This is a genomic window from Virgibacillus sp. SK37 (genome assembly GCF_000725285.1).
Classification (GTDB): Bacteria; Bacillota; Bacilli; order Bacillales; family Amphibacillaceae; genus Virgibacillus_Q.
Map to the genome: position 1 here is coordinate 809,066 of NZ_CP007161.1, position 20,538 is coordinate 829,603.

Here is a 20,538-nt window from a genome sequence, read left to right on the forward strand (position 1 = left end):
TAAGATTAGGAGTTTTTTAAATGATTTTGCAGGATAAAAAAGGGCTTTTATTATATCGTACCGACCGATTAGGTGAACGTGATTGGAGATATGATTCATGCTATAAGTTAATATTTACTCCTTATGGAAAAAGCCTCTATCAAACGTCTCGTTCTGACATTCAAATAGAGGAAGACCAGTTTTTTATATTTAATCCGAAATTTGAGCACAAACAGATTCAGGTAACAAAAGAAAAATTTCTCGTTGAAATTGAACCGAATTTACTAAATGAAATAGCTGGGCAACTAGGTGTTCCAGGAACAGATATTGAATTTGCCTCTACTGCTTTTAAAAATCCCCTGCTATTACAATGGGTATCTTTCACGAAAAACTTTCTTACCATGAATGAAAATATGACAACTGGAATGCAGAAATTATTTATTGAGTCAAGCCTTATTCAGTTGACAACACTGATGCTTCAATACGCTCCAGGGTCCCAGCTTGAGGAATTGCCACATAGCTTATATTCGCCGAATATAAATAGAGTGCTTGATGCGTTAAAGCAATCTTACCAGCAGGATTGGTCGTTGGATGATATGGCAACGATGGCTGGCATGAATAAATTTCCGTTCTCTCATGCATTTAAAAGGGAAACGGGATTATCTGCGTACTCTTGGTTGCAATTATTCCGTTTACTAAAAAGCCAGCATTTTTTAACTAAGACGAATAGAAGTATTTTATCAATTGCCCTGGATGTTGGTTTTAAAAACGTTTCATCCTATAACACGCTATTTATAAAAATCTATGGGAGAACTCCATCGGAATTTCGACTGCTTTACCGAAGAAATAGTTAACGCGGCTAAACTTATTATGATGATCATTAGGCCACTACCAAGCATTAACCATTGAATAGGAGTAACTATAACAAGCAGTCCAAAAAGCAAAAGAGAAACAGTATTTGCCGTATAAAGAAGAAATGCATTGGAACTAAAGGCACGACCATGCATGTTCTCAGGCACAAGAGTTTGGAGCATATAAACTCTCGCTAAGCTGGACAATGGCAGGCCAATTCCTACTAAGGCTACACCAATAAAAAAGTGTGTCAGACTATACATGAATCCGTAATAGGTTATCCCCAAACCCCATAAAAATGCTCCTATAAGATATGTTTTTAGGGTCATCTCCCGAATGAAGTAAGGGATAATTAGATTAGTAATGACAACAATAGCTCCGAAAACCCCTTGAAGGATGCTATATAGTTCTTTACTGTGTGAGGTTAGTTCAGTTAGAGCAAGCAACAACCCAACTTGCCATACCCAGGTGTTAAAAAACACAACTAGAAATGTTACAGTAAATAAATATTTTACCTTTGAATGTTTTCTTACCCACGAAAAAAACTCAACGATAGAAAGAACTGCTGTTCGAACTGTCTTTGTAGCCAGGTTTTTTTCTTCCGTAAAATGGATCTTTCTGAGACATATAATACTAATACCATAGGATAATGCATCAACGATAAAAAAATAAACCGTTCCATAAGTTAGAAGCCAAACAGATAAGACGGGACTTAAGATTGTGACGCCACGACTAACCGTATCATATAGACTGTTTGCAGAGGCGCGTTGCTCAGCTTGTGTAATCATTGGTAAAATGGCCCGGTGTGCAGGGTTGAAAAAACACCCTATTGTTTGAATGACAAAGCTTACAATAAGTAAATAGCTAAAGCTTAGTAAACCAGTCTGATGGAAAAGAAAGACCGATAAAATAATAGGAATACGTAGACTATCTAATAAAATTAATAGTTTTTTGCGAGGAATCCAATCTGCAATAACACCACCAATCAATCCAAATAACAAGTATGGTATTGTTTCTGCAATTGCCATTATAGTTGTATATATAGTTGAATCAGTAAGATCATAAGCAAGAAAGAGAAAAGCCATGCCAGAAAGTACATCACCTAAACGAGAAACACCACCTCCGAGCAGATAATTTCTAATATTTTTGTTAGTTAATGTAGATAGATACATTGTTTTTCACCTCCCATCTATTTTACGAAGGAGGGGCTACCTTTTCTTTCTGAATCTTGCACTGAACTCCAGCAATTTTTTGATAGAATTACTTCATTCGATCAATTATGAGAAGGGGGGACATTATATGAAGCTAAAAACAGTCCCTATGGATGTAGAGATTGCCATGTCCATACTAAACTGGAAATATGATAAACCATATGATTTTTATAATAATGAACTAACGGAAGAGGCTTTACATGAATTTATAAACGGGAATTATTTTACAATTGTAGATGAGAGGGAGAGACTGATCGGTTTTTACTGTACTGGAACTGCTGCACAAGTGCCAGCGGGGAATAGGGTAGAAGCTTACAAGGAAGAAAAACTCGATATTGGGTTCGGTATGAATCCAGTTTTAACTGGTCAAGGAAAAGGTTATTCATTTTGTGACTATATATTTAAAACAATTGGGCAGAATTCACCCGATCTGCCGCAACGTCTAACAGTCGCTACTTTCAATAAACGTGCCATCCATTTATATAAAAAGTTTGGATTTAAACAAGAAAACGAATTTAATACAGAGCGGGCAACTTTTATTACGATGACAAGAAATAAAGGATAAGCTTTCTCTTTTTAAAAAATGTAGCGGCACTCTAACCGCTACATTCTTCTACATGAGATCTTTTCCCGTCTTATAAAATACTTCTCTATCTTTCTGAGGCACAAGGTCTCCTCCGGTTGCCCAGGCGATATGATTAATATTATCCGGATTTATTTCCAGTTGTTTAACATAGTCACTTTGTAAGACGGCTTGGGGACCAAGAAGCCCAGCTGTTGCTGATGGCTCAACTTGGATATTTTCTGTATCCTGAAGCATAGCAAGTAATCGATATAAATCATCATCCTCCATGGTATACATGCCGCTTACTAACTGATCGCTAATAGCAGTGGCAAACTGGGATGGACGTCCTACAGCTAAGCCGTCCGCAGCCGTTTTGTTATCAAGGCCGAAATCCTGAACACTAACACGGTCCATCTCTCCAGTTAATAATCCAATTAACACAGCCGGTGAATGTGTAGGCTCAACAAAGAAACAATGAACATGGTCTCCAAACAGTTGCTTAAGACCAAATGTAATACCACCCGGTGAGCCACCAACGCCACATGGTATATAGACAAATAAAGGATGCTCTTTATCCACCTTAATTCCTTGTTCCTCCAATTGGTGTTTTAGTCGAAATGCGGCAGTACTGTAACCAAGGAATAAATGCTTGGAGTCCTCATCATCAACAAAATAGCCATTTGGATCCTCTATTGTTGTTTTACGTCCTTCTTCAATCGCCTCACTAAAGTCGCCACTAAATTCAACTACCTTAGCTCCTTTTTCTCTCAATAAATCCTTTTTCCATTGTTTGGCATCTGCGGACATATAAACAGAAACCTGAAAGCCTAATGCTGCACTCATAATACCAATACTTAATCCAAGATTCCCAGTAGACCCAACGCCAATGGAATAATCTTTGAAAAAATCCTTGAATTCGTTGGTGGCAAAAAGCTTGTAGTTATCTTCTTTTGAGATTAAGCCTGCATCAATAGCAAGTGCTTCTGCATGATGCAATACTTCGTAAATTCCCCCTCTTGCTTTTACGGAACCAGCTATTGGTAATTCATTATCGCATTTTAAAAAGAGTTCTCCAGTTAAATTTCTATTATAGTAATTAACAAGCTGATCTCTCATGCCAGCAATGTTCCGTATAGGAGATTCAATAATTCCGTTACTCTTTTCGGTTTGCGGAAAAACTTCAGCCAAAAAAGGAGCAAATCTATGCCATCTTTCTTCGGCTTCTTTCATGTCCTGAATCGTTAAAGGTAATGTATTAAAATTAGAAGCAGATGCCAGGTGAGAATTTTGCCAAAACACAGGCTCTAATTTTCTTAAATTTGTTATTAAAGGATACTTCGATTCCCACGCTTTTAATTCACTATCTGTAAAAATAAACAATCCCTCCTTAAAATAATTCATTTATATTTTTCTATTTTCTCAGTATTTACTTAAGGAAACAAATATTATAAGCTACTTGTTTAACTTTTATCCAATATGGGTAATAAGTGGTAATGATATTAATCAAACTTATTTCCTACATACGTTTTTTAAACGTCGAAATCATAGGGATAAGGACTTATTTTATAAAACATTCTGTATAAACTGTAGTTATTGCCAATATTTTCTTTTATAATGTCATGTAGGAAGAACAATAAAATAAATGGAGGTTGTTTAAATGTCTGGTATGATTCGTTTAAACCCTGAAGAATTAGAAGATTTTGCGAGAAGGTATGGTATTGAAAGTGGGAATGTAAATGCCATTCTTAAAACATTGGATGATCTCATTGCCCAGTTAGGAGATGCGTGGGAGGGTGGAGCTTCACAAGCTTTCCAAGACCAATATGTAGAACTACGACCTTCTTTTGTTAACATGGTTACTCTTTTAGAGGACATCCAACGTCAATTAGCTTCTAGTGCTGATACACTTAGACAGACAGACGCTAATATTGCAGGTCAAATTCGCGGATAATACAGTAGAAATAGAAGAGGAGATAGTGCCGCAGTTATAACGTGTCGGCACTATTTTTTGTATAAAATGTAAGTATTATCTACCAGGAGAATGGTAGCGGTTAGAGGATTAGTTACGAAAGAAGGAGTCTGGCGACATGTATATAAACGTGACAATTGATTTGAATCAATACAATCAACCTCCAGTTGAATTAAGACTATCTGATCAGCATCGGGTGAAGAACCTTGTTGATATAACTTGGCAGGCTGCTAAATTGCATACCATACCACGTGAGGGCTATTGGATTCGTGTAACCAATAAAAAAAGAGTTTTTGATGGTTCATTAACACTAAAAGACTGTGGAATTACAGCAGGTGACCGTATTGAAATTCTGTGAAACTATGAATACATATTTAACGAATATATAACAGCGAAAGAGCTGTTAATACACAAAAGACTGCTGCAGAAGGTGGTATATAAATGGAAAAGGAAAGTCCTACATACTTAGAAGAAAAAACAGAAGTAAATCTCTCTTATGAGGAAGAGAGAATAAAGCTTATTTTCCAGCGTGCAAAGCTAAAATTGAATGATGAGATGGAGATACATTTTTTGAAGGAAATAGAGCCAGAGTTCAATAAAACATTTACGCTTACAGAGGATCAACTGATTATTACACTAACTCCACCTGATACTTTCGCATCATTCCAAGCAATACATCAGCAAAATGTGCGGTCAAGATGGCAGTTTGCTTATAACATACTCCAAAAGATACAAAGTCATTCATTGGATAGATTAAAACTAATTATAAGTCCTGAGAACATCATGTATGATCGAGGTTTAACTCCCCATTTCCTTCATTATGGGGTAAAGGAAAGTCTTCCACCTTATGAGGAGGATACGGACAGGCTTTGGTTAGAAACGAAAGCAATAATAGCGGCAATTGCTGATGAAAAGTATGATTTTAAAACGTACTTATCGCATTATGAAACGAAAGACCTTTCCTCTGTTACAAAACAAATTATGCATGCAGCTTCTTATGTAGAGCTATATGAAATTATTGAAGATAATTTGAAAAAAGATCAAGCATATGAAGAAACTGTTTTCCATGTTCCGAGGAAAAAGTGGAAGTTTCAGAGATATATTTCTCTAGCATTACTTATTTTTTTAGTTCCAGCCCTCATTTATACAGCTTATGCATTGTTCTTTAAAATTCCGGAAACAGAGGCATATGTCGCAAGTAATCGTTCCTTCTTACAAAACGAGTACAGTGCAGTGATCGACCAATTACAAAAATACGATCATGACGATATGCCGTACGTAGTTCAATATCAGTTAGCTTCTTCCTATATTGTAAGTGAATCATTAACAGAGGAACAAAGGGAGAATGTCCAAAATACGATCACACTCCAGTCTGACCGTAAGTACTTTCTTTATTGGATAGATATCGGTCGCGGGAATTATCAGGAAGCAGTAGACACCGCAAGACTATTGGAAGATAGAGAATTAATTATTTATGGGTTGCTGAAGCAGCGAGAGGATATTAAAACAGATCAAAGTCTTACTGGATCTGAACGTGAAGACCAATTAGATGCGATTGAAAAAGAAATTGATGAATACCAAGAAGAAATGGAAAAAGAATTGGAGCAGCAAAAGGAAGAATCTGATTCTGAGCAAGGCAGCACCACTGTAGAAGAAGAGGCAGCTGGCGGTCAAGAAAATGGAAATTCGACAGATGAAAAGGCAAAAGAAAAAGAAGAGTCCAAAAAATCAGCTGAAACGATAAAGAAAGATACAAAAAAAGAAGAGGATTCCAAAAAGTAAAATGGGTAAGGAGGTGTCAGAATGAGGGAATTATGGGTCTTCTATAAAGACTACTATCAGCGTTTAGGAATAGATGATTTGAAAGAAATTACCATTGGTAACCAATTACACCATACACTAACAATTAAAGCCGTGGAAATACCAACACCCTACAGATTAGAACTAAATGAGAATAGAAATGTTTTGTACTTAGACCAAGAAGTAATTCATGATCTGAAGGAAGGAGTTCCGCTTCCTGTTTTTATTGATGGCCAAGAGGTTAAATTTCTTATTACTACATCCAACTATGAAACAAAAATGTTCTATACGGGTAATCGAACTGAAATAAGCATTCCACATGCGGCTGACTTACCAGCTTTCCGTATGTTAAAGCAGAATAAACGATGGTATGTATTGCCTATAGATGAAGCTGTCTATATTAATGGGCAACAGATTAGGTCAAGAACAGTCCTGAATTGTGGAGATATTATTTACAGTGCCGGTAGTTTGGTGACATTAACAGATGATGACACGCTTGAGTTATCCACTCATGAGTATATTCAAATGGAATTGGAACAAATAGAACTACCTTCAAGTGTGTTAAAGCAAAAGTATCCAAAATACAGAAGAACCCCTCGGATGATTTATGAGCAACCAGAGGATAAGATTGATTTCTCTTTTCCTTCTGAAGAAAGTGAGGATAATCAGCGTGGACTTTGGTTAATTATTATGCCTCCATTGATGATGCTGATTGTTATGGGGGTAGTAGCTTTAGTACGTCCAAGAGGAATCTTTATACTTATTTCAGTAGCTATGTTTGGAACAACATTAGTAACATCTACAGTACAATATTTTAAGGAAAAAAAGAAGCAACGACATCGCAAGGAAAAGAGAAAGCGTCTGTATACACGTTACTTAGAAAACAAGCGGGAAGAGCTGCAGAATTTAGCAGATAAACAACGGGACGTGTTGTATTATCATTTTCCTTCCTTTGAAAGAATGAAATATTTAACGAACGAGATAAGTAACCGTATTTGGGAACGCACACTTGTTAGTAATGACTTTTTACAATTTCGCGTAGGGCGTGCAAGTGTGCCGGCCAGTTTCAAAGTTTCTGCCCAACGAACGGATATGTCCAACCAGGAAATTGATGATCTTCTGGAGAAATCCCAAGAATTAGTATCGCATTATAAGACGATAAAAAATTCTCCGCTCGTTATTAATTTATCTGAAGGCTCTATGGGGATGATTGGAAAAGACTCTATCGTAAAAAAGGAAATACAACAAATTGTAGGACAGCTAAGCTTCTCACAAAGCTACCATGATGTTCGATTTGTTGCGATTTTTGATGAACAAGAATATGCCTCGTGGGAATGGATGAAATGGCTGCCACATTTTCAATTACCACATGCGTATGCAAAGGGGTTTATTTATAATGAACAAACGAGAGATCAGCTGCTTACTTCTATTTACGAGTTATTGAAAGAAAGGGATTTAGATGAAGAAAAGGACAAGAAAATTTTTAGTCCACATTTTGTCTTCTTAATTACGAATAGACAGCTGATCTCCGAGCACGTGATTTTAGAGTATTTAGAAGGAGAACATGCAGATATAGGAATTTCTACTATTTTTGCAGCTGACACGAAGGAGAGTCTCTCTGAAAATATTCACACACTTGTCCGTTATATCGATGAAACACAAGGTGATATATTAATTCAACAACAAAAAGCAGTACATATTCCATTTTATCTCGATGAACATACGAAACAGGACAATGAAACATTTGCGAGGACGTTACGATCGTTGGATCACCAATTAGGCATGAGTAACTCTATTCCGGATAAAGTAAGTTTCTTAGAATTATTTCATACAGAAGATGCTGCGGAGATCGGAATTCAGGAAAAATGGCTGGAAAATCAATCCTCTAAGTCGCTTGCTGTACCAGTAGGGCTTAAAGGAAAGGACGACTATGTATATTTAAACTTGCATGAAAAAGCACATGGTCCGCACGGATTATTAGCAGGTACAACGGGCTCAGGGAAAAGTGAATTCTTGCAATCGTATATTCTGTCCCTTGCTGTTCATTACCATCCATATGAAGTTGCTTTTTTGCTTATCGACTATAAGGGTGGAGGAATGGCACAGCCTTTTAAATCCATGCCGCATTTATTGGGTACTATTACGAATATTGAAGGCAGCAAGAACTTTAGTAAACGTGCCCTTGCCTCAATTAAGAGTGAATTAAAACGAAGACAGCGATTATTCGATATGTATGAAGTAAATCACATTAATGATTACACGGATTTGTATAAAGAAGGCGAAGCAGAGGAGCCATTACCACATTTATTCTTAATTTCCGACGAGTTTGCTGAATTAAAGAGCGAAGAACCGGAATTTATTCGAGAACTGGTCAGTGCTGCACGTATTGGTCGTAGTCTTGGTGTCCACCTGATATTGGCAACACAAAAGCCAGGCGGAATTATTGATGATCAAATATGGAGTAATGCTAGATTTAAAGTCGCATTAAAGGTACAGGATGAGAGTGATAGTAAAGAGATCCTTAAAAATGGAGATGCCGCAAAAATAACAGTTACCGGCCGAGGCTATTTGCAGGTTGGCAATAACGAAGTCTATGAATTATTCCAGTCAGCATGGAGCGGCGCGCCTTATACGAAAGAAGCCTTCGGTGCAGAAGATGAAATAGCTCTCGTTACTGATTTGGGACTAATCCCATTATCTGATGTAGCAACAGAAGAGAGTGGTAAAAAGGATAAACGTACCGAAATTGATGCAGTTGTTGAAGAAATAGCTGTGGTGCAGCAACGACTCAATATTAATAAGCTGCCAAGTCCTTGGTTGCCTCCATTGCCATCCAGAGCATTTGCACCTGAGCAGATAAGCAATGAAGTCAATCACTATGCAATTGCTATGGTGGATGAACCAGAGCAACAACGTCAAATACCATATACCTATAAGGCAATGGATGATGGGAATATTGGTGTTTTTGGCTCATCAGGTTATGGGAAATCTACCACTCTACAAACATTACTGTTGGCTTTCGCTGAAGAAAACAGCCCTGAAGCTTTTAATTGTTATATTTTTGACTTTGGTAATGGCGCGCTTCTTCCGTTGCAGCAATTACCACATACAGGAGATTATTTCCGTTCGGATGATCAACGTAAAATAGAAAAATTTCTAACATTTATGGCGGAAGAAATGGAAAGAAGAAAGCAGCTATTCCGAAGCAAGGAAGTTAGTAATATCAAGATGTATAATCTGATTTCTGAGGAAAGTTTGCCACTTATTTATATTGCCATTGATAACTATGATTTAGTAAAAGAAGAAATGATCGATTTAGAAAACCGATTTACCCAGATTGCCAGAGATGGCCAGTCACTCGGTGTTTACACTGTATTAACTGCGACTAGATCCAACGCTGTTAAGCACGCACTGATGAGTAATTTAAAAACCAAGATTGCTCACTACCTAATGGATCAGGCAGAGAAATACGCGATTATTGGTAAAACCCAATACGATACAGAGGCAATGCCCGGAAGAGTATATATCAAAAATGATGATGCCTTTCTTGCTCAGATCTATTTGCCGGTAGCTGGAGAAACAGATGTGGAAGTATTGGAAAATATAAAAGAAAAAGTAAAACAATTGAAAGAAACATATAAGCATAGCGAAAAACCAGAAGGAATTGCCATGCTACCACAACGTTTAGGGTTCATCACTTTCTATCAGGATTACAACGTGATACCTTCTAAAACAAAGCTCGCTATAGGATTAGATGAGGACACAGTTAAGCCAGTGTACATTGACTGGCAAAAAAATCGTCATTGTCTTATTTTAGGAGACGCTCAAAAAGGAAAAACAAATATGCTGCAACTGATTATTCACCGAATGCAGGAACAGGCGGGCGCGCAGATTGGTGTCTTCGATTCAGTTGATCGTTCATTGGCAAACTATGTTGATGAGAGCGGCGTAACCTATATGGAAGTAAAAGAGCATGTGGAAAATTGGCTGAATACAGCTGGAAGCGAGTTTGAAAGTCGGGAAGAGAAATATCGTGAGGCACTACGTGAGCGTACCTCAGCGAATCTTCAATTTACACCATATATTCTTCTTGTTGATAGTATGGCGAATTTCCAGCAAAATCTGGATGCTGGTTTACAAACGAAAATTGCTGACTTTATTAAAAAATACAGTCATTTAGGCTTTAGTTTTATTGCAACAGGAAATGCAAACGAGTTCTCTAAAGGATTCGATCCACTGACAAGTGAAGTAAAACAAATAAAGCAAGCTATTTTATTAATGAAGAAGTCTGATCAAAGTTTCATTACATTACCATATACAAGAAATGAACCTGAAATTAAAGCAGGATATGGCTACTTTGTAGTAAATGGCCAAGTTAAGAAAATACAGGTTCCCCATTATGATGCAGAAAGGGTGACAGCTACATGAGTGAAGGACTTAAATCTTCTTTAACTCTAGCAGCAAAAATTCTTGTCATACTTGTTCTCCCACTCCTTCTATTCCGTTATGTGGACAGCCAGCCAGTACCGGCTGTCCAGGAGGAAGAGGATGAAGCGACAAGAAGTGTTGCTGTTGTAAATGAAGATACAGGAATAATACAGGAAGAAGAAAAATTGATATTGGGACAAGAAATTCCTGCTTTATTAAACGAGCAAAAAGATTACAAATGGACAGTTGTAAACAGAAGTGCAGCCGAACAAGGGTTTAGTAACCAAAATTATGACGCAATTATTTATGTTCCATCAACCTTTACGGAAAAAATTATGACGTTTAAGGAAGATAAACCTACGAAGGCAGCATTGAACTATGTTATCCAGCCAAATCTGGAAGCGAAGGACCGTCAGCGTATTCACAGAGAAATGGCGACTGCAAAAAACAAAATTAACGAAGAAATGTCCACCATTTATTGGAGCTATGTGTCAAAGGAAGTAGACAATATCCGGGCACAGTTTGATAAAATTCTTGAAAAAGAAGTTGCTTTCCAGGATGCAATGTACTCATTCTACACACCATCCTCCAAAACATTGGCACATGAAATTGATCAGCATAAAAACAATCTGGAGAACATTTTAAATCAGACAGATCAAATTAATGATGTATCCAGCGACAGTGCCAATGCTGCGAACGAAGCTGAAAATAAGATGAAGACATTTACCGAAGCTTTGGAAGCATATAAAGAAACACAACTGGAGCAGCAAAAGCTACTCCAAGCAGCACAGACAAAGAACCAGGAAGCAATTGCAGGTATTATAGAGGAAAACAATACGAAGCTTTCGGAGAGTATGGCTAAAAAACAAGAACAATTAAGTAAAATGCAGGATTCCGTAGTTTATTTAGAAAATCAAAATAGGAATCTACTTGAAAACTACTCCACCAATGTCGCTAAAGGTAAAAATGCAATTAATGACTGGGTGGAATGGGAGCTAGCGTATAAGAATTCCTATTCGAATCTTAATGAGGAGATTAACTATATAGTAGATAACTATGCTAAACAATTAGATAAAGAAAGATATGAATCAGCGAGTGAAGATGCAGCTAAAGCTGTAGAGAAGATAAATAAAGCACCTGTATCCATGAAAATAGGAAAGTTGGAGAAACCAGAAAACCCCGAAGAAACCAACGTTTCCTTAGAAAACATTAGAACCAGCTTGAATACTCTAGAAGATGAAATTAAGGATATTCAGAGCTTAATTGAAGCTTCTTCCCCTGATAATAATGGTGAAGAAGAAAGCGAAAATACGGGTGACTCAACACAAGAAGAGAAAGTTACTACCAAGAATACGGTTAAAACTCCTATTTTAGAGTGGAATAAATTATATAATCGTATTCAACAAATTAATGGTGTGTTGACCAAAAAAGAGGCAGAGATAAACAAAGAAGATTTTCCTTTAGAAGAATGGGAAAACTTGGTGGATGAATATGAAAAGGTAGTAAATAAATTAGAAGATAATAGAGATAGTTTAGCAGGAGAAATCGTTAAAAATATAATCGCTAAACAGAAACAACTCGATAAGTTAGAGATAGATTTTCCTGGAGAAGATATTCAAAATAAAACAATTGCCTCCTTAATTAAATATAACGATTCTTTAACTGAAATTACTACAACGCTTAGTCAAGAATCTAAATTAAATAAAAAGTTTACTGGGGAAATTGAGAAGTTTACTAAGTCAAAAGTAGATGAAGTTTTTAATGAAGTTAACCAAAAGTATACTGACCGTTTAAGTCCTGTTTTTGGTGTAGCAAGTGAGGAAATAAATCAACTAAGAAATCAAAGTCCAACTGAAAGCTTTTCTGAAGTCTTGAAGGGATTAGAATTGACTCTTAATGAAAATAAAGAACTTATCCAAGCAGAGCAAGCCAATACAAACGATTTAATAAAAGCACTTCAACAAAACGCAACTGAGATTACGAACCAACTTCAAACGGTGAATGCAGATACGTTTGAATGGCAGGAATCTCCGTCTTTGGAGTATTTAGATGGTCAAATGGTGTTCAGTATCCAACAGGGCACTGCTTCTGATTTAAAGCAATTATCTGATTTAGTTACCAACCTGGAAGAAAATCAGAGCGAAATTACGACAAACACAAAAGATTTACAAGCTCAAATCAGCACTGTTCAAAAGCAATCGGATGAGTTGAATAATAAATGGTCTGTCAATGTTGCTTCGACTGGATTAATCAGAGAGGATGCATACGAGATCCTTGGAAACACCGTTGTCGATGGCCAGGAAAATCCATTTGTTTATAATCATTTAGCCAATCCGGTAAATGTTGAAGGACAAGTAAATGGCAAGGTTCTTTCTGAAACGGAGGAAAGAGTGCCACCTGTGGTTATGTTCATGATTATCCTTATAAGTGGATTATTAATCGGGTTCTTAAGTCATTATTACTCCAATAATACGTATCTCGTACAAGGTGGTTTATTCCTTTTACTGAATCTGGCGGTTGGAATGATAATAAGTATTTATGGTTTGAATCTATATGAATTGGATGATGCTCAGGCAATAAAATGGTCTGTCTTTACCATTCTTTTATTAATGGCCTGTGCAAACGTAGTCCGTGGTGGTTTGTTCATTGGACCATTTGTCGGATGGTTGGCAAGTATAGCAATGATCGTGTTCTTTATTACACCACTATTAAATATTGTGGTTCCTGAGTTCACCTTTAATAATCCAGTATCCAATGTATATATGGGATTACAGTATGGTACGGAAACATCGTTTATACTAACAATAATTGTATTAGCTGCTATTACACTAGCAATCTCTGCTTTTATTTACACATTGCAATTTATGAGAAATAAAGCAAGGGTGGAGCCGAATGAAGAAAAAGCTTCTTAGTCTTCTTCTATTAGTATCTATTATGTTTGTAAGCCTGCCGGTGCATGCAGAAGATAATCAAGCACCGGTAGAGCCAAATATATATGAAAAAAAAGAAATTAATATTAAGCCGAATAGTCGGGATCAAATCGAACAACGTGAAGAACTTCCAGAAGAACAGAAACAATTATCTTTTGAGAAGAAAGATAAGACGGAGAGTAACTTAATTAAGGAAAAGTTATTTGCCTCTTCTGTAAAAGAAACAAATACGATTACATCCAAGTCGGACCAACTTGGTTTGTTTTCACAGAAAGAGAAACAAATGAAGCTAGATGGTGACGAGGAGAATGTGGAAAGTAGCACGAATGTCATGATGCTATTAATTATAGCCGTCGTGCTTATTATCGGCATTATGTTCTTTGTTCTTCTACCTAAGTTAAAGCACTCGGAGAGCTGAGTAAACTTATATCGGAGGTGTATCAGATGGCAGATGATGCTGATTTCCTAAGTCAGGCTTTTGCAGTTATATCCGGTCGGTCTGCTGATATTGAAGAAAAAATTGACAGATTAACGAAAGCTAAAAATGATATTCGTGAGGAACAGGCATCCAGTATGACGGAAATAACGAAAATTACCAAGCCGACTTTAGAAGGTGTTTGGTCAGGCAACCGTGCTACCAACTTTGATGATGACCGAGAAGATGCTTTAGAAATTATGGAAAAAATTACTGATGACTATGATGACTACATTCAGCGCATTGAGAATGAAATATTTCAATTAAATTTGCAAAAAGGTGCATTGGATATAGCAAGTTCTATTGCTCATCAGGCAGACAACCTTCTGGATAAAGGGGAAGAGGTTGCTGCAGAATTGGGAGATAAAATCAGAGATCTAAAAGGCAGGTTGTTCTCATGAAGGCACATATAGAAACAACTGGTGGTGGAGCTTCAGAAATCCGCTTGGAAATAGAGTCTGTCTTAAGTGAAATAGATGATGCAAAGCAAGCATTGCAAGAAGTCCAATTAACAGGTGCTAGCGAAGATGCGTATGGGAAAAACAGGCTGAATTATACAGACCAATGGTTGGAAAGAGAAAAAAATCTAGAGGAATTACTTAAGCAATATATGCAGGTCGTGGAAAAAAATCTAGCAGATACAGTGGCTAATGTGAAGACACTCAAAGAGCAGGATGAAGCCATAAAGCGAACTTAACATGGAGAGGCAGGTAAGTCATGGGTAATGAACGTTTATTAGAATCCAAAACACTGGTAGCTTCCATGGAAGATAGAGCTGTACAATATGAAAGCTTGAAGAAGCAGTTTGTTAGTTTGAAGAATGCCTTTCAAAAAATAGTGGATCTGGATGGTTTTAAGGGTCAGGGAGCCAGGGCAATCAAAGGATTCTATCAGGGACAGATTGAAGTGGTAGATTCCTGGATCTCTATCTGCAACGTGAAAATTGCCTTCTTTAATGGTATATCAGGTTCAACTGAGGATGTGGATTTATCAGGAGACACATTGGTCCAGGTACCATTCTTGAAAGAAGAGTTATATACTGGACATACACAGTCAAAAGAGATGGTTGACGCCCAGCGAAAATCATTAAAAAGCATTTTTGATCGAATAAACGACCTTGTCTCCCTTCAGCCTTTCTCAAAGGAGGACTTTGAAGAAAAGATAGACCAGGCCAATAAGAAACGAAAAGATACGATGGAACAGGTAGCTAATCTGGATGAAGGACTAGTAGAGGAATATGCCTCTTCTGAGTATCTCGAGAATATGATGGTAGGTCTCTTCAGTGCTCTGCTTGATGCTACAAGCCAAGGCTCAGCAATTTCGCCAATAAATTTTGATGCCCAGGCCTATCACAATAGTGATGTATACCAGATGCGAGAAGATGCACAAGCACAAACAGATGCTTATCTCGAATTTAAAGAGCAACAGGAGGAGCAGCGACGTATCCAAAAAGAAATGGAAGAATTGGAAAATCGACCATGGTATGAAAAAGCATGGGATACTGTTTCTACGTTTACAGGAGAAGTCACTGGCTATTATGATATGAAACGCGCAGCTACAGGTATTGATCCAGTGACGGGCGAAGAACTATCTGAAGCAGATCGCGTCAAAGCAGCCACTTTTGCAGCAGCAGGCTTCATTCCCTTTGTCGGCTGGGCCGGCCGAGCAGCAAAAGGTGGAAATGCCATTTACAAAACCGCCAAGGGCGTCAAAGCGGTGGACCACTCCCTCGACGCCTATAAAAATGCCAAAGCCTTCACTACTCTACAAAAAACAGAGTACGGCATTTATGGCCTTGCTTCCGCGAACGGCTTCAGTGAGTATATAACAGGAAAAGATATGTTCGGGAATGAATTGAGTGAAGAAAAGCGGAATAGTAGTTTGACAGAGGCACTGTTTGTGTTGGGCGTTGGTGGAGCAGGAGCTTATGTAGATCGGTTGCAGGCTGGGAATGCTGTGAATAGTATTTTGGAAAAAAATAATAAGTATTATGGTGAGGTTAAAGGTGGAAAAGGGTTTAGTAAAGCTGAATTATTAAACGTAACTGGTTTAAAAAAGGCGGAATTTGATGAGATAGTATCTATGCCGAAAGGAAGTAGACCAGATCCTTCTTCATACTTAAGTACAGAGTATATAGAACATCATCTAAAACAATTTGAAAAAGGCGGGTCATTTATAATGACCCAAAAACAATATATAAGATTTGTTGAAGGAAACGATTATATTGGATGTCCTGATAATACACAATTTATCGCACCAAAAAAATTTATAGATGATATAGCTGAACTAGCTAATGGAGATATTACTTTTTTTGAAAAAATGCTAGGTTTTGATGATGGACACTTTTTATCAGAAGGCGGATTGGTGCGATTTGATATAAGAGAACCTAAGGATCTCAATCTAAGGATGCCATCTGGAAATGAATATGGTGCTAATAGTCATTGGATTCCTGGTGGATATACTGATGGAGGAACAGCTGAAGCAATAGTTGATAAAATACCTAATAATACTGCATTTGTAGATAAAACATTTATAGAATAGGAGTAGTTTGTATGAATATTAAGATGAAAGTTATTCAAGCTATTGATAATAATGAGTTCATTGATTTGTTAAAGGGGAAAGGAGATTATAAAATTGAACTTCATCAATGGGTTAGTGCAAACGTGCCTACAGATGTAGAGAGTATATTAACAAAAGGAATTTATCCACTATATTTAGATGATCAAAATAAAAGAGTAGAATTGAAATTAGAACAATCTTTAATAACTATGATAGATGGTGAATTATTTGATATATATTGTGCTCTATCAACTATCTTTTGCCAATTAATAGAGGAAGGTCTAGGTACAGCTCCATTTAAAATTAATCAAGATAAAATTCTAAACAAGCTTAGAATTACTTTGAATAGTAAGGAGAAGGAATTGAAGAATTATTTTGAATGGGAAGGACTTGGAAAGCCAGAAGGAATGTGGACGGAAGTTTTACGAATGGATAGTATTTGTAAAAGACGTTGGGGAATATCTCTTTTATAGATTTTACTGACCTGGTAATAGGTGCGATCTATGACAACTATAGAGAATTAGTTCTTTTAACGTCCATTTACACACTAATTGTCGAAAGTAAGCTTGTATTTATCATATAATTCACCATACGGTTTATGTTTCTAACCACGTTACTTTATCTTATCCTCCACAGTAATATGATTTTCTGCATACCAAATTTTTGTATCTCTCCCTGTTCCATTTAGAATGAGGGGAAATATCTCCTTGGTTTGACCGAAAAGGCGGTGGAATACAATTTCATTTTTCTATGCAAATTAAAGTTTTTGAAGGCAATATGGTAGAAGCTACGGTTGAAAATTTACTTAAAAACAAACATATTAAAGAGATATAAGTTGGATATGTTGAGCGAGAGGAGCTAAAAAGTTGAAATATGAGGTAGCGTCTACAATTTTAAATAAAGTTGGGAAGGAAGTAATCCTTTTTGGAGATAAATTAATAGAAAATTCTGGCCAATGGGATAATTACTATCAAGTACAAAAAACAGAAAAGAACTGGGAATACAGTCTTATATATAGCGAAAGAAAAGATGCACCTAAGAAAAAAGTAATTAAAATATTTTCAAATGAAGAGATCGCGGTTAAATATTTCTTTTTAAAGCAGCTATCTTCCCACTATTATCTTAATTTTGTATTACCTACTAGTAAAAATGAAGTAGATTTCACAAAAGAAATAGTTGAACAAAAAGTTTCGGTTCTGGGCATTCCTTCAAGCTATTATGACTTTAAAGATAAAAGAAAGCCCTCTTCGATTCAAGTAGAAAAGAATAATGAAAATAACTTAATTGTACAATTCATTGGCAATGATCAGCAAATTCATTTGGAAACACTTCCGTTAGAAATTGAAGAAGGTTATGAAGTAATGTATGAGAGAATATACCTTTTATATTTACTTAAAACATTGGAGAAAGAATTAATGAATTCTAATATACTTTCTTCCAACTTCACAGATGAGGATATCTGTGAATACTTATAAATTTGTATAACTGTAAAATAGATGTAAATTAATTAAGTATAAATATAGGAAACCTGTTATAACCTTCATTTTTTGACAGGTTCCTTAGTATAAAAACCCCTGTATAGGAATTTTGGAATTACTGTTTCTATGACTTCCCCCTTAAAGCCCATCTAACATGCTTCGAGATTTATCACTATCACTTCTCTCAAGAGACTCCGGAGGTACTTACTTATCATCAGAAGAAGTAGTTTCTGATAAAACTAGAGCTTGCTCTTCGTAGTGAGAATCCTAATACAAAGCAGCCGCTTATAAAACTCACTTTTTAAAACAAAATGCAAAAGAATTGAGTAGGATAGAATTTCTTAGAAATAAACACATTGAAATTACAACGGAAGAATTGCACCACAGAATAAATATAATGGAATTAAGTGTTTCTTGAAAATAAAATAATGGATATACTTTATTAAAGCGATTTTCGAGATAAAATCCAAGGCAAGAAAGGACAAATAAGATGATTAGTGATTTGATTTTAGACAGAGAAAAAAATGTAGTTATTTGGGCCTTTGATGGAAATACAATAAAAGTCAAAGAGGTAGAAGTAGATAGTGGAACTATAATACAGGATTTAGGATTGGTTTTACTCATTGATGAAAAAGTAAAAGAGAACAAAAAGTTAGTAATCTATACTGCACAAGGAAAAAAGATGATAGAAGCCAATTCTCCTAATGGCTATCATTTTTCCTATGTAACTACTCACCCTAAAATCGGGCCGGCAGTAGTTTGTTATGAAGATAAAAGTTCTGGTTGGCAGGACTGGTATTTTTCAATTGATCTTAAGACCGGTGAATTTAAAAAGCATGGAAAAGCATATTAGTTACTGTTACTTAAAAAACTAACTGATAGAATTTAAAGCAATTAGAGATGAAAATAGGATGTTGTCGAGGGGAAAACCTCAGCAACTGAAGTACATGAGTCGTTGGCATATTATTTATTTTAAAAACCAGTAGCTAGTAGAAGTATAAATCTTATCGATGATTTTCTAAAAAGGTTAGGTTTATTAAATATTGAATTTTAGTAGGGAGGAGATATTGTGACTAAACATGAATTTTTAGATAGATTAAAAAATGAAAATATTAATTTAGCAGAATATATTGTAGTAGTTGATAGTTTGACAGATGAACCATTTGTTTTAGGATGCTATAAGGAAAATAATACATGGAAAATATATGAAACAAAGGAGAGAAGTGGCCATTTTATTATAGATGAAGTGCAGGATGAAAATATAGCTTTTGATGAACTATATGAGCTGGTTAAATTACAAGAGAAATATATAAAAAATAGAAATAATTAATCAAGTTAGTTCAATATCATTACTGAATAATTTCTAGAAATTAAGGATTGACAAGGAATCTATTTTAGCAATTGCTGAGGACGGTAAGTGGACAAATAGAAGTAATAAGTACAAGGTTTCACTAAAGGTATGTTGAAGACTGAAAAAATGAAATTGTAATACCTGAAAAGTGGTGAAGGGACGAGAAAGAGATATACCGTACCAATTAGAGGTGTTTCCAAGCATTGAATTTATATAGCAAGTACAGGATCCAAATGAGGTTTGGATAAATGTCATCTACTTTTCGAGAATGTATGCTTGGATAAAGAAAGTAATGTAGAAGTTACAGATTTTTATGGAAGAGGATTATTGCCAATGGATTTGTGCGCTTAAAGAATTAGGTGAAATTTCTAATTGGAGGTAATAATCACGTTAGTAAATGAAAATGAATTAAAATTAAGAGACCAGACTATTTATTTTGATTATCCTATAGAAAATACAATATCTTTTCAAGATAGAATTTTCATACTGTTAAAGATCCCAACTAGAGTGCCACTAAGCCACAATGAACTAAACAATGTACATTGTTATACTATTTCGGGAGATAAGCTTTGGCAAATATGTCCCCAGGGCCTTAAAGGGAGAGAAGAAATGAAAAGTGTTCCTTATGTAGGGTTAAATCTAGAAAAAAATAATAATTTGTTTGCTACTGATTTTATGGGGAGAAAATTTCAAGTTGATGTAAACGATGGGAAAATAATAGATATGCAGATAGTTAAGTAGTTTTATTTGAGTAATTAACCACATGCTTAGGGTAATGATAACGGAAAATTCATGAATTCAAGAAGTAACCTGCTGAACAAATAAATGAAAAGCATTTGTTCAGCAGGTTATTATTATTTTTCTAGCAGCCACATTCGCAGCAGCAGGCTTCATTCCGTTTGTCGGCTGGGCCGGCCGAGCAGCAAAAGATGGAAAGGCCA

18 protein-coding genes are annotated in these 20,538 nt (G+C 36.1%); 16 read left to right on the top strand and 2 right to left on the bottom strand.

From position 1 onward, the window contains the following. Positions 1 to 20: 20 nt before the first annotated feature. Positions 21 to 833: an AraC family transcriptional regulator gene (locus tag X953_RS19005; RefSeq protein WP_052350034.1), complete on the top strand. Its 813-nt coding sequence runs from the start codon at positions 21 to 23 to the stop codon at positions 831 to 833. On the opposite strand, the gene X953_RS04125 is transcribed toward X953_RS19005, so the two are convergent. Further along, on the bottom strand, positions 768 to 2,003 hold the full coding sequence (locus tag X953_RS04125; RefSeq protein ID WP_040954476.1) for an MFS transporter: 1,236 nt from the start codon (positions 2,001 to 2,003) through the stop codon (positions 768 to 770). The two genes, X953_RS19005 and X953_RS04125, sit on opposite strands and share 66 nt — an antisense overlap. A gap of 127 nt (positions 2,004 to 2,130) precedes the next feature. Here X953_RS04125 and X953_RS04130 point away from each other — a divergent pair, with 127 nt between their 5' ends. After that, complete coding sequence (locus X953_RS04130) at positions 2,131 to 2,607, top strand: GNAT family N-acetyltransferase (RefSeq protein WP_040954477.1); 477 nt, start codon at positions 2,131 to 2,133, stop codon at positions 2,605 to 2,607. Between the two features lie 48 nt (positions 2,608 to 2,655). Here X953_RS04130 and X953_RS04135 read toward each other — a convergent pair whose 3' ends face one another. Continuing rightward, positions 2,656 to 3,987: a D-serine ammonia-lyase gene (locus tag X953_RS04135; protein ID WP_040954478.1), complete on the bottom strand. Its 1,332-nt coding sequence runs from the start codon at positions 3,985 to 3,987 to the stop codon at positions 2,656 to 2,658. A 277-nt stretch (positions 3,988 to 4,264) separates the two neighbouring features. Between X953_RS04135 and X953_RS04140 the strand changes: the two genes are divergently transcribed. The 14 genes from X953_RS04140 to X953_RS04205 all read left to right on the top strand — a co-directional run bounded on the left by X953_RS04140 (position 4,265) and on the right by X953_RS04205 (position 20,338). Continuing rightward, on the top strand, positions 4,265 to 4,558 hold the full coding sequence (locus tag X953_RS04140; protein WP_019377033.1) for a WXG100 family type VII secretion target: 294 nt from the start codon (positions 4,265 to 4,267) through the stop codon (positions 4,556 to 4,558). Between the two features lie 136 nt (positions 4,559 to 4,694). Continuing rightward, positions 4,695 to 4,934 (top strand): EsaB/YukD family protein, encoded by a 240-nt coding sequence (locus tag X953_RS04145; RefSeq protein ID WP_040954479.1) that lies wholly within the window; start codon positions 4,695 to 4,697, stop codon positions 4,932 to 4,934. Between the two features lie 83 nt (positions 4,935 to 5,017). Next, a complete protein-coding gene (gene essB, locus X953_RS04150; RefSeq protein ID WP_040954480.1) occupies positions 5,018 to 6,358 on the top strand; it encodes a type VII secretion protein EssB in 1,341 nt (446 codons plus the stop codon). 21 nt (positions 6,359 to 6,379) lie between these two features. Further along, positions 6,380 to 10,804, top strand: coding sequence for a type VII secretion protein EssC (gene essC / locus X953_RS04155; protein WP_040954481.1), 4,425 nt, complete (start codon positions 6,380 to 6,382; stop codon positions 10,802 to 10,804). Beyond that, complete coding sequence (esaA, locus tag X953_RS04160; RefSeq protein ID WP_040954482.1) at positions 10,801 to 13,716, top strand: type VII secretion protein EsaA; 2,916 nt, start codon at positions 10,801 to 10,803, stop codon at positions 13,714 to 13,716. Before essC ends, esaA begins: the two co-directional genes overlap by 4 nt. Beyond that, complete coding sequence (gene essA, locus X953_RS04165) at positions 13,697 to 14,152, top strand: type VII secretion protein EssA (RefSeq protein WP_040954483.1); 456 nt, start codon at positions 13,697 to 13,699, stop codon at positions 14,150 to 14,152. Before esaA ends, essA begins: the two co-directional genes overlap by 20 nt. Positions 14,153 to 14,178: 26 nt before the next feature. Next, on the top strand, positions 14,179 to 14,610 hold the full coding sequence (locus X953_RS04170; protein WP_040954484.1) for a DUF5082 family protein: 432 nt from the start codon (positions 14,179 to 14,181) through the stop codon (positions 14,608 to 14,610). After that, the gene (locus tag X953_RS04175; RefSeq protein ID WP_052350036.1) at positions 14,607 to 14,906 is read left to right on the top strand and encodes a YwqI/YxiC family protein; all 300 of its coding nucleotides are present in this window, start codon (positions 14,607 to 14,609) and stop codon (positions 14,904 to 14,906) included. Before X953_RS04170 ends, X953_RS04175 begins: the two co-directional genes overlap by 4 nt. Positions 14,907 to 14,926: 20 nt before the next feature. Beyond that, the gene (locus tag X953_RS04180) at positions 14,927 to 16,750 is read left to right on the top strand and encodes a ribonuclease YeeF family protein (RefSeq protein WP_052350037.1); all 1,824 of its coding nucleotides are present in this window, start codon (positions 14,927 to 14,929) and stop codon (positions 16,748 to 16,750) included. Positions 16,751 to 16,761: 11 nt separating this feature from the next. Then, the gene (locus tag X953_RS04185; RefSeq protein WP_156958442.1) at positions 16,762 to 17,241 is read left to right on the top strand and encodes a hypothetical protein; all 480 of its coding nucleotides are present in this window, start codon (positions 16,762 to 16,764) and stop codon (positions 17,239 to 17,241) included. A 393-nt stretch (positions 17,242 to 17,634) separates the two neighbouring features. Continuing rightward, on the top strand, positions 17,635 to 18,243 hold the full coding sequence (locus tag X953_RS04190) for a hypothetical protein (protein ID WP_040954485.1): 609 nt from the start codon (positions 17,635 to 17,637) through the stop codon (positions 18,241 to 18,243). Positions 18,244 to 18,736: 493 nt separating this feature from the next. After that, positions 18,737 to 19,099: a hypothetical protein gene (locus X953_RS04195; RefSeq protein ID WP_040954486.1), complete on the top strand. Its 363-nt coding sequence runs from the start codon at positions 18,737 to 18,739 to the stop codon at positions 19,097 to 19,099. 216 nt (positions 19,100 to 19,315) lie between these two features. Then, on the top strand, positions 19,316 to 19,576 hold the full coding sequence (locus X953_RS04200) for a hypothetical protein (protein WP_040954487.1): 261 nt from the start codon (positions 19,316 to 19,318) through the stop codon (positions 19,574 to 19,576). 393 nt (positions 19,577 to 19,969) lie between these two features. Then, positions 19,970 to 20,338 carry a hypothetical protein gene (locus tag X953_RS04205; protein ID WP_040954488.1) on the top strand — a complete coding sequence of 123 codons (369 nt, stop codon included), beginning with the start codon at positions 19,970 to 19,972 and terminating at the stop codon, positions 20,336 to 20,338. The last annotated feature ends 200 nt before the right edge of the window (positions 20,339 to 20,538 follow it).

Excerpts from the sequence above, each read along its gene's own strand:
- X953_RS19005 (WP_052350034.1), top strand. The coding sequence starts at position 21 with ATGATTTTGCAGGATAAAAAAGGGCTTTTATTATATCGTACCGACCGA.
- X953_RS04125 (WP_040954476.1), bottom strand. The coding sequence starts at position 2,003 with ATGTATCTATCTACATTAACTAACAAAAATATTAGAAATTATCTGCTC.
- X953_RS04130 (WP_040954477.1), top strand. The coding sequence starts at position 2,131 with ATGAAGCTAAAAACAGTCCCTATGGATGTAGAGATTGCCATGTCCATA.
- X953_RS04140 (WP_019377033.1), top strand. The coding sequence starts at position 4,265 with ATGTCTGGTATGATTCGTTTAAACCCTGAAGAATTAGAAGATTTTGCG.
- X953_RS04145 (WP_040954479.1), top strand. The coding sequence starts at position 4,695 with ATGTATATAAACGTGACAATTGATTTGAATCAATACAATCAACCTCCA.
- essB (WP_040954480.1), top strand. The coding sequence starts at position 5,018 with ATGGAAAAGGAAAGTCCTACATACTTAGAAGAAAAAACAGAAGTAAAT.
- essC (WP_040954481.1), top strand. The coding sequence starts at position 6,380 with ATGAGGGAATTATGGGTCTTCTATAAAGACTACTATCAGCGTTTAGGA.
- esaA (WP_040954482.1), top strand. The coding sequence starts at position 10,801 with ATGAGTGAAGGACTTAAATCTTCTTTAACTCTAGCAGCAAAAATTCTT.
- essA (WP_040954483.1), top strand. The coding sequence starts at position 13,697 with ATGAAGAAAAAGCTTCTTAGTCTTCTTCTATTAGTATCTATTATGTTT.
- X953_RS04170 (WP_040954484.1), top strand. The coding sequence starts at position 14,179 with ATGGCAGATGATGCTGATTTCCTAAGTCAGGCTTTTGCAGTTATATCC.
- X953_RS04175 (WP_052350036.1), top strand. The coding sequence starts at position 14,607 with ATGAAGGCACATATAGAAACAACTGGTGGTGGAGCTTCAGAAATCCGC.
- X953_RS04180 (WP_052350037.1), top strand. The coding sequence starts at position 14,927 with ATGGGTAATGAACGTTTATTAGAATCCAAAACACTGGTAGCTTCCATG.
- X953_RS04185 (WP_156958442.1), top strand. The coding sequence starts at position 16,762 with ATGAATATTAAGATGAAAGTTATTCAAGCTATTGATAATAATGAGTTC.
- X953_RS04195 (WP_040954486.1), top strand. The coding sequence starts at position 18,737 with ATGATTAGTGATTTGATTTTAGACAGAGAAAAAAATGTAGTTATTTGG.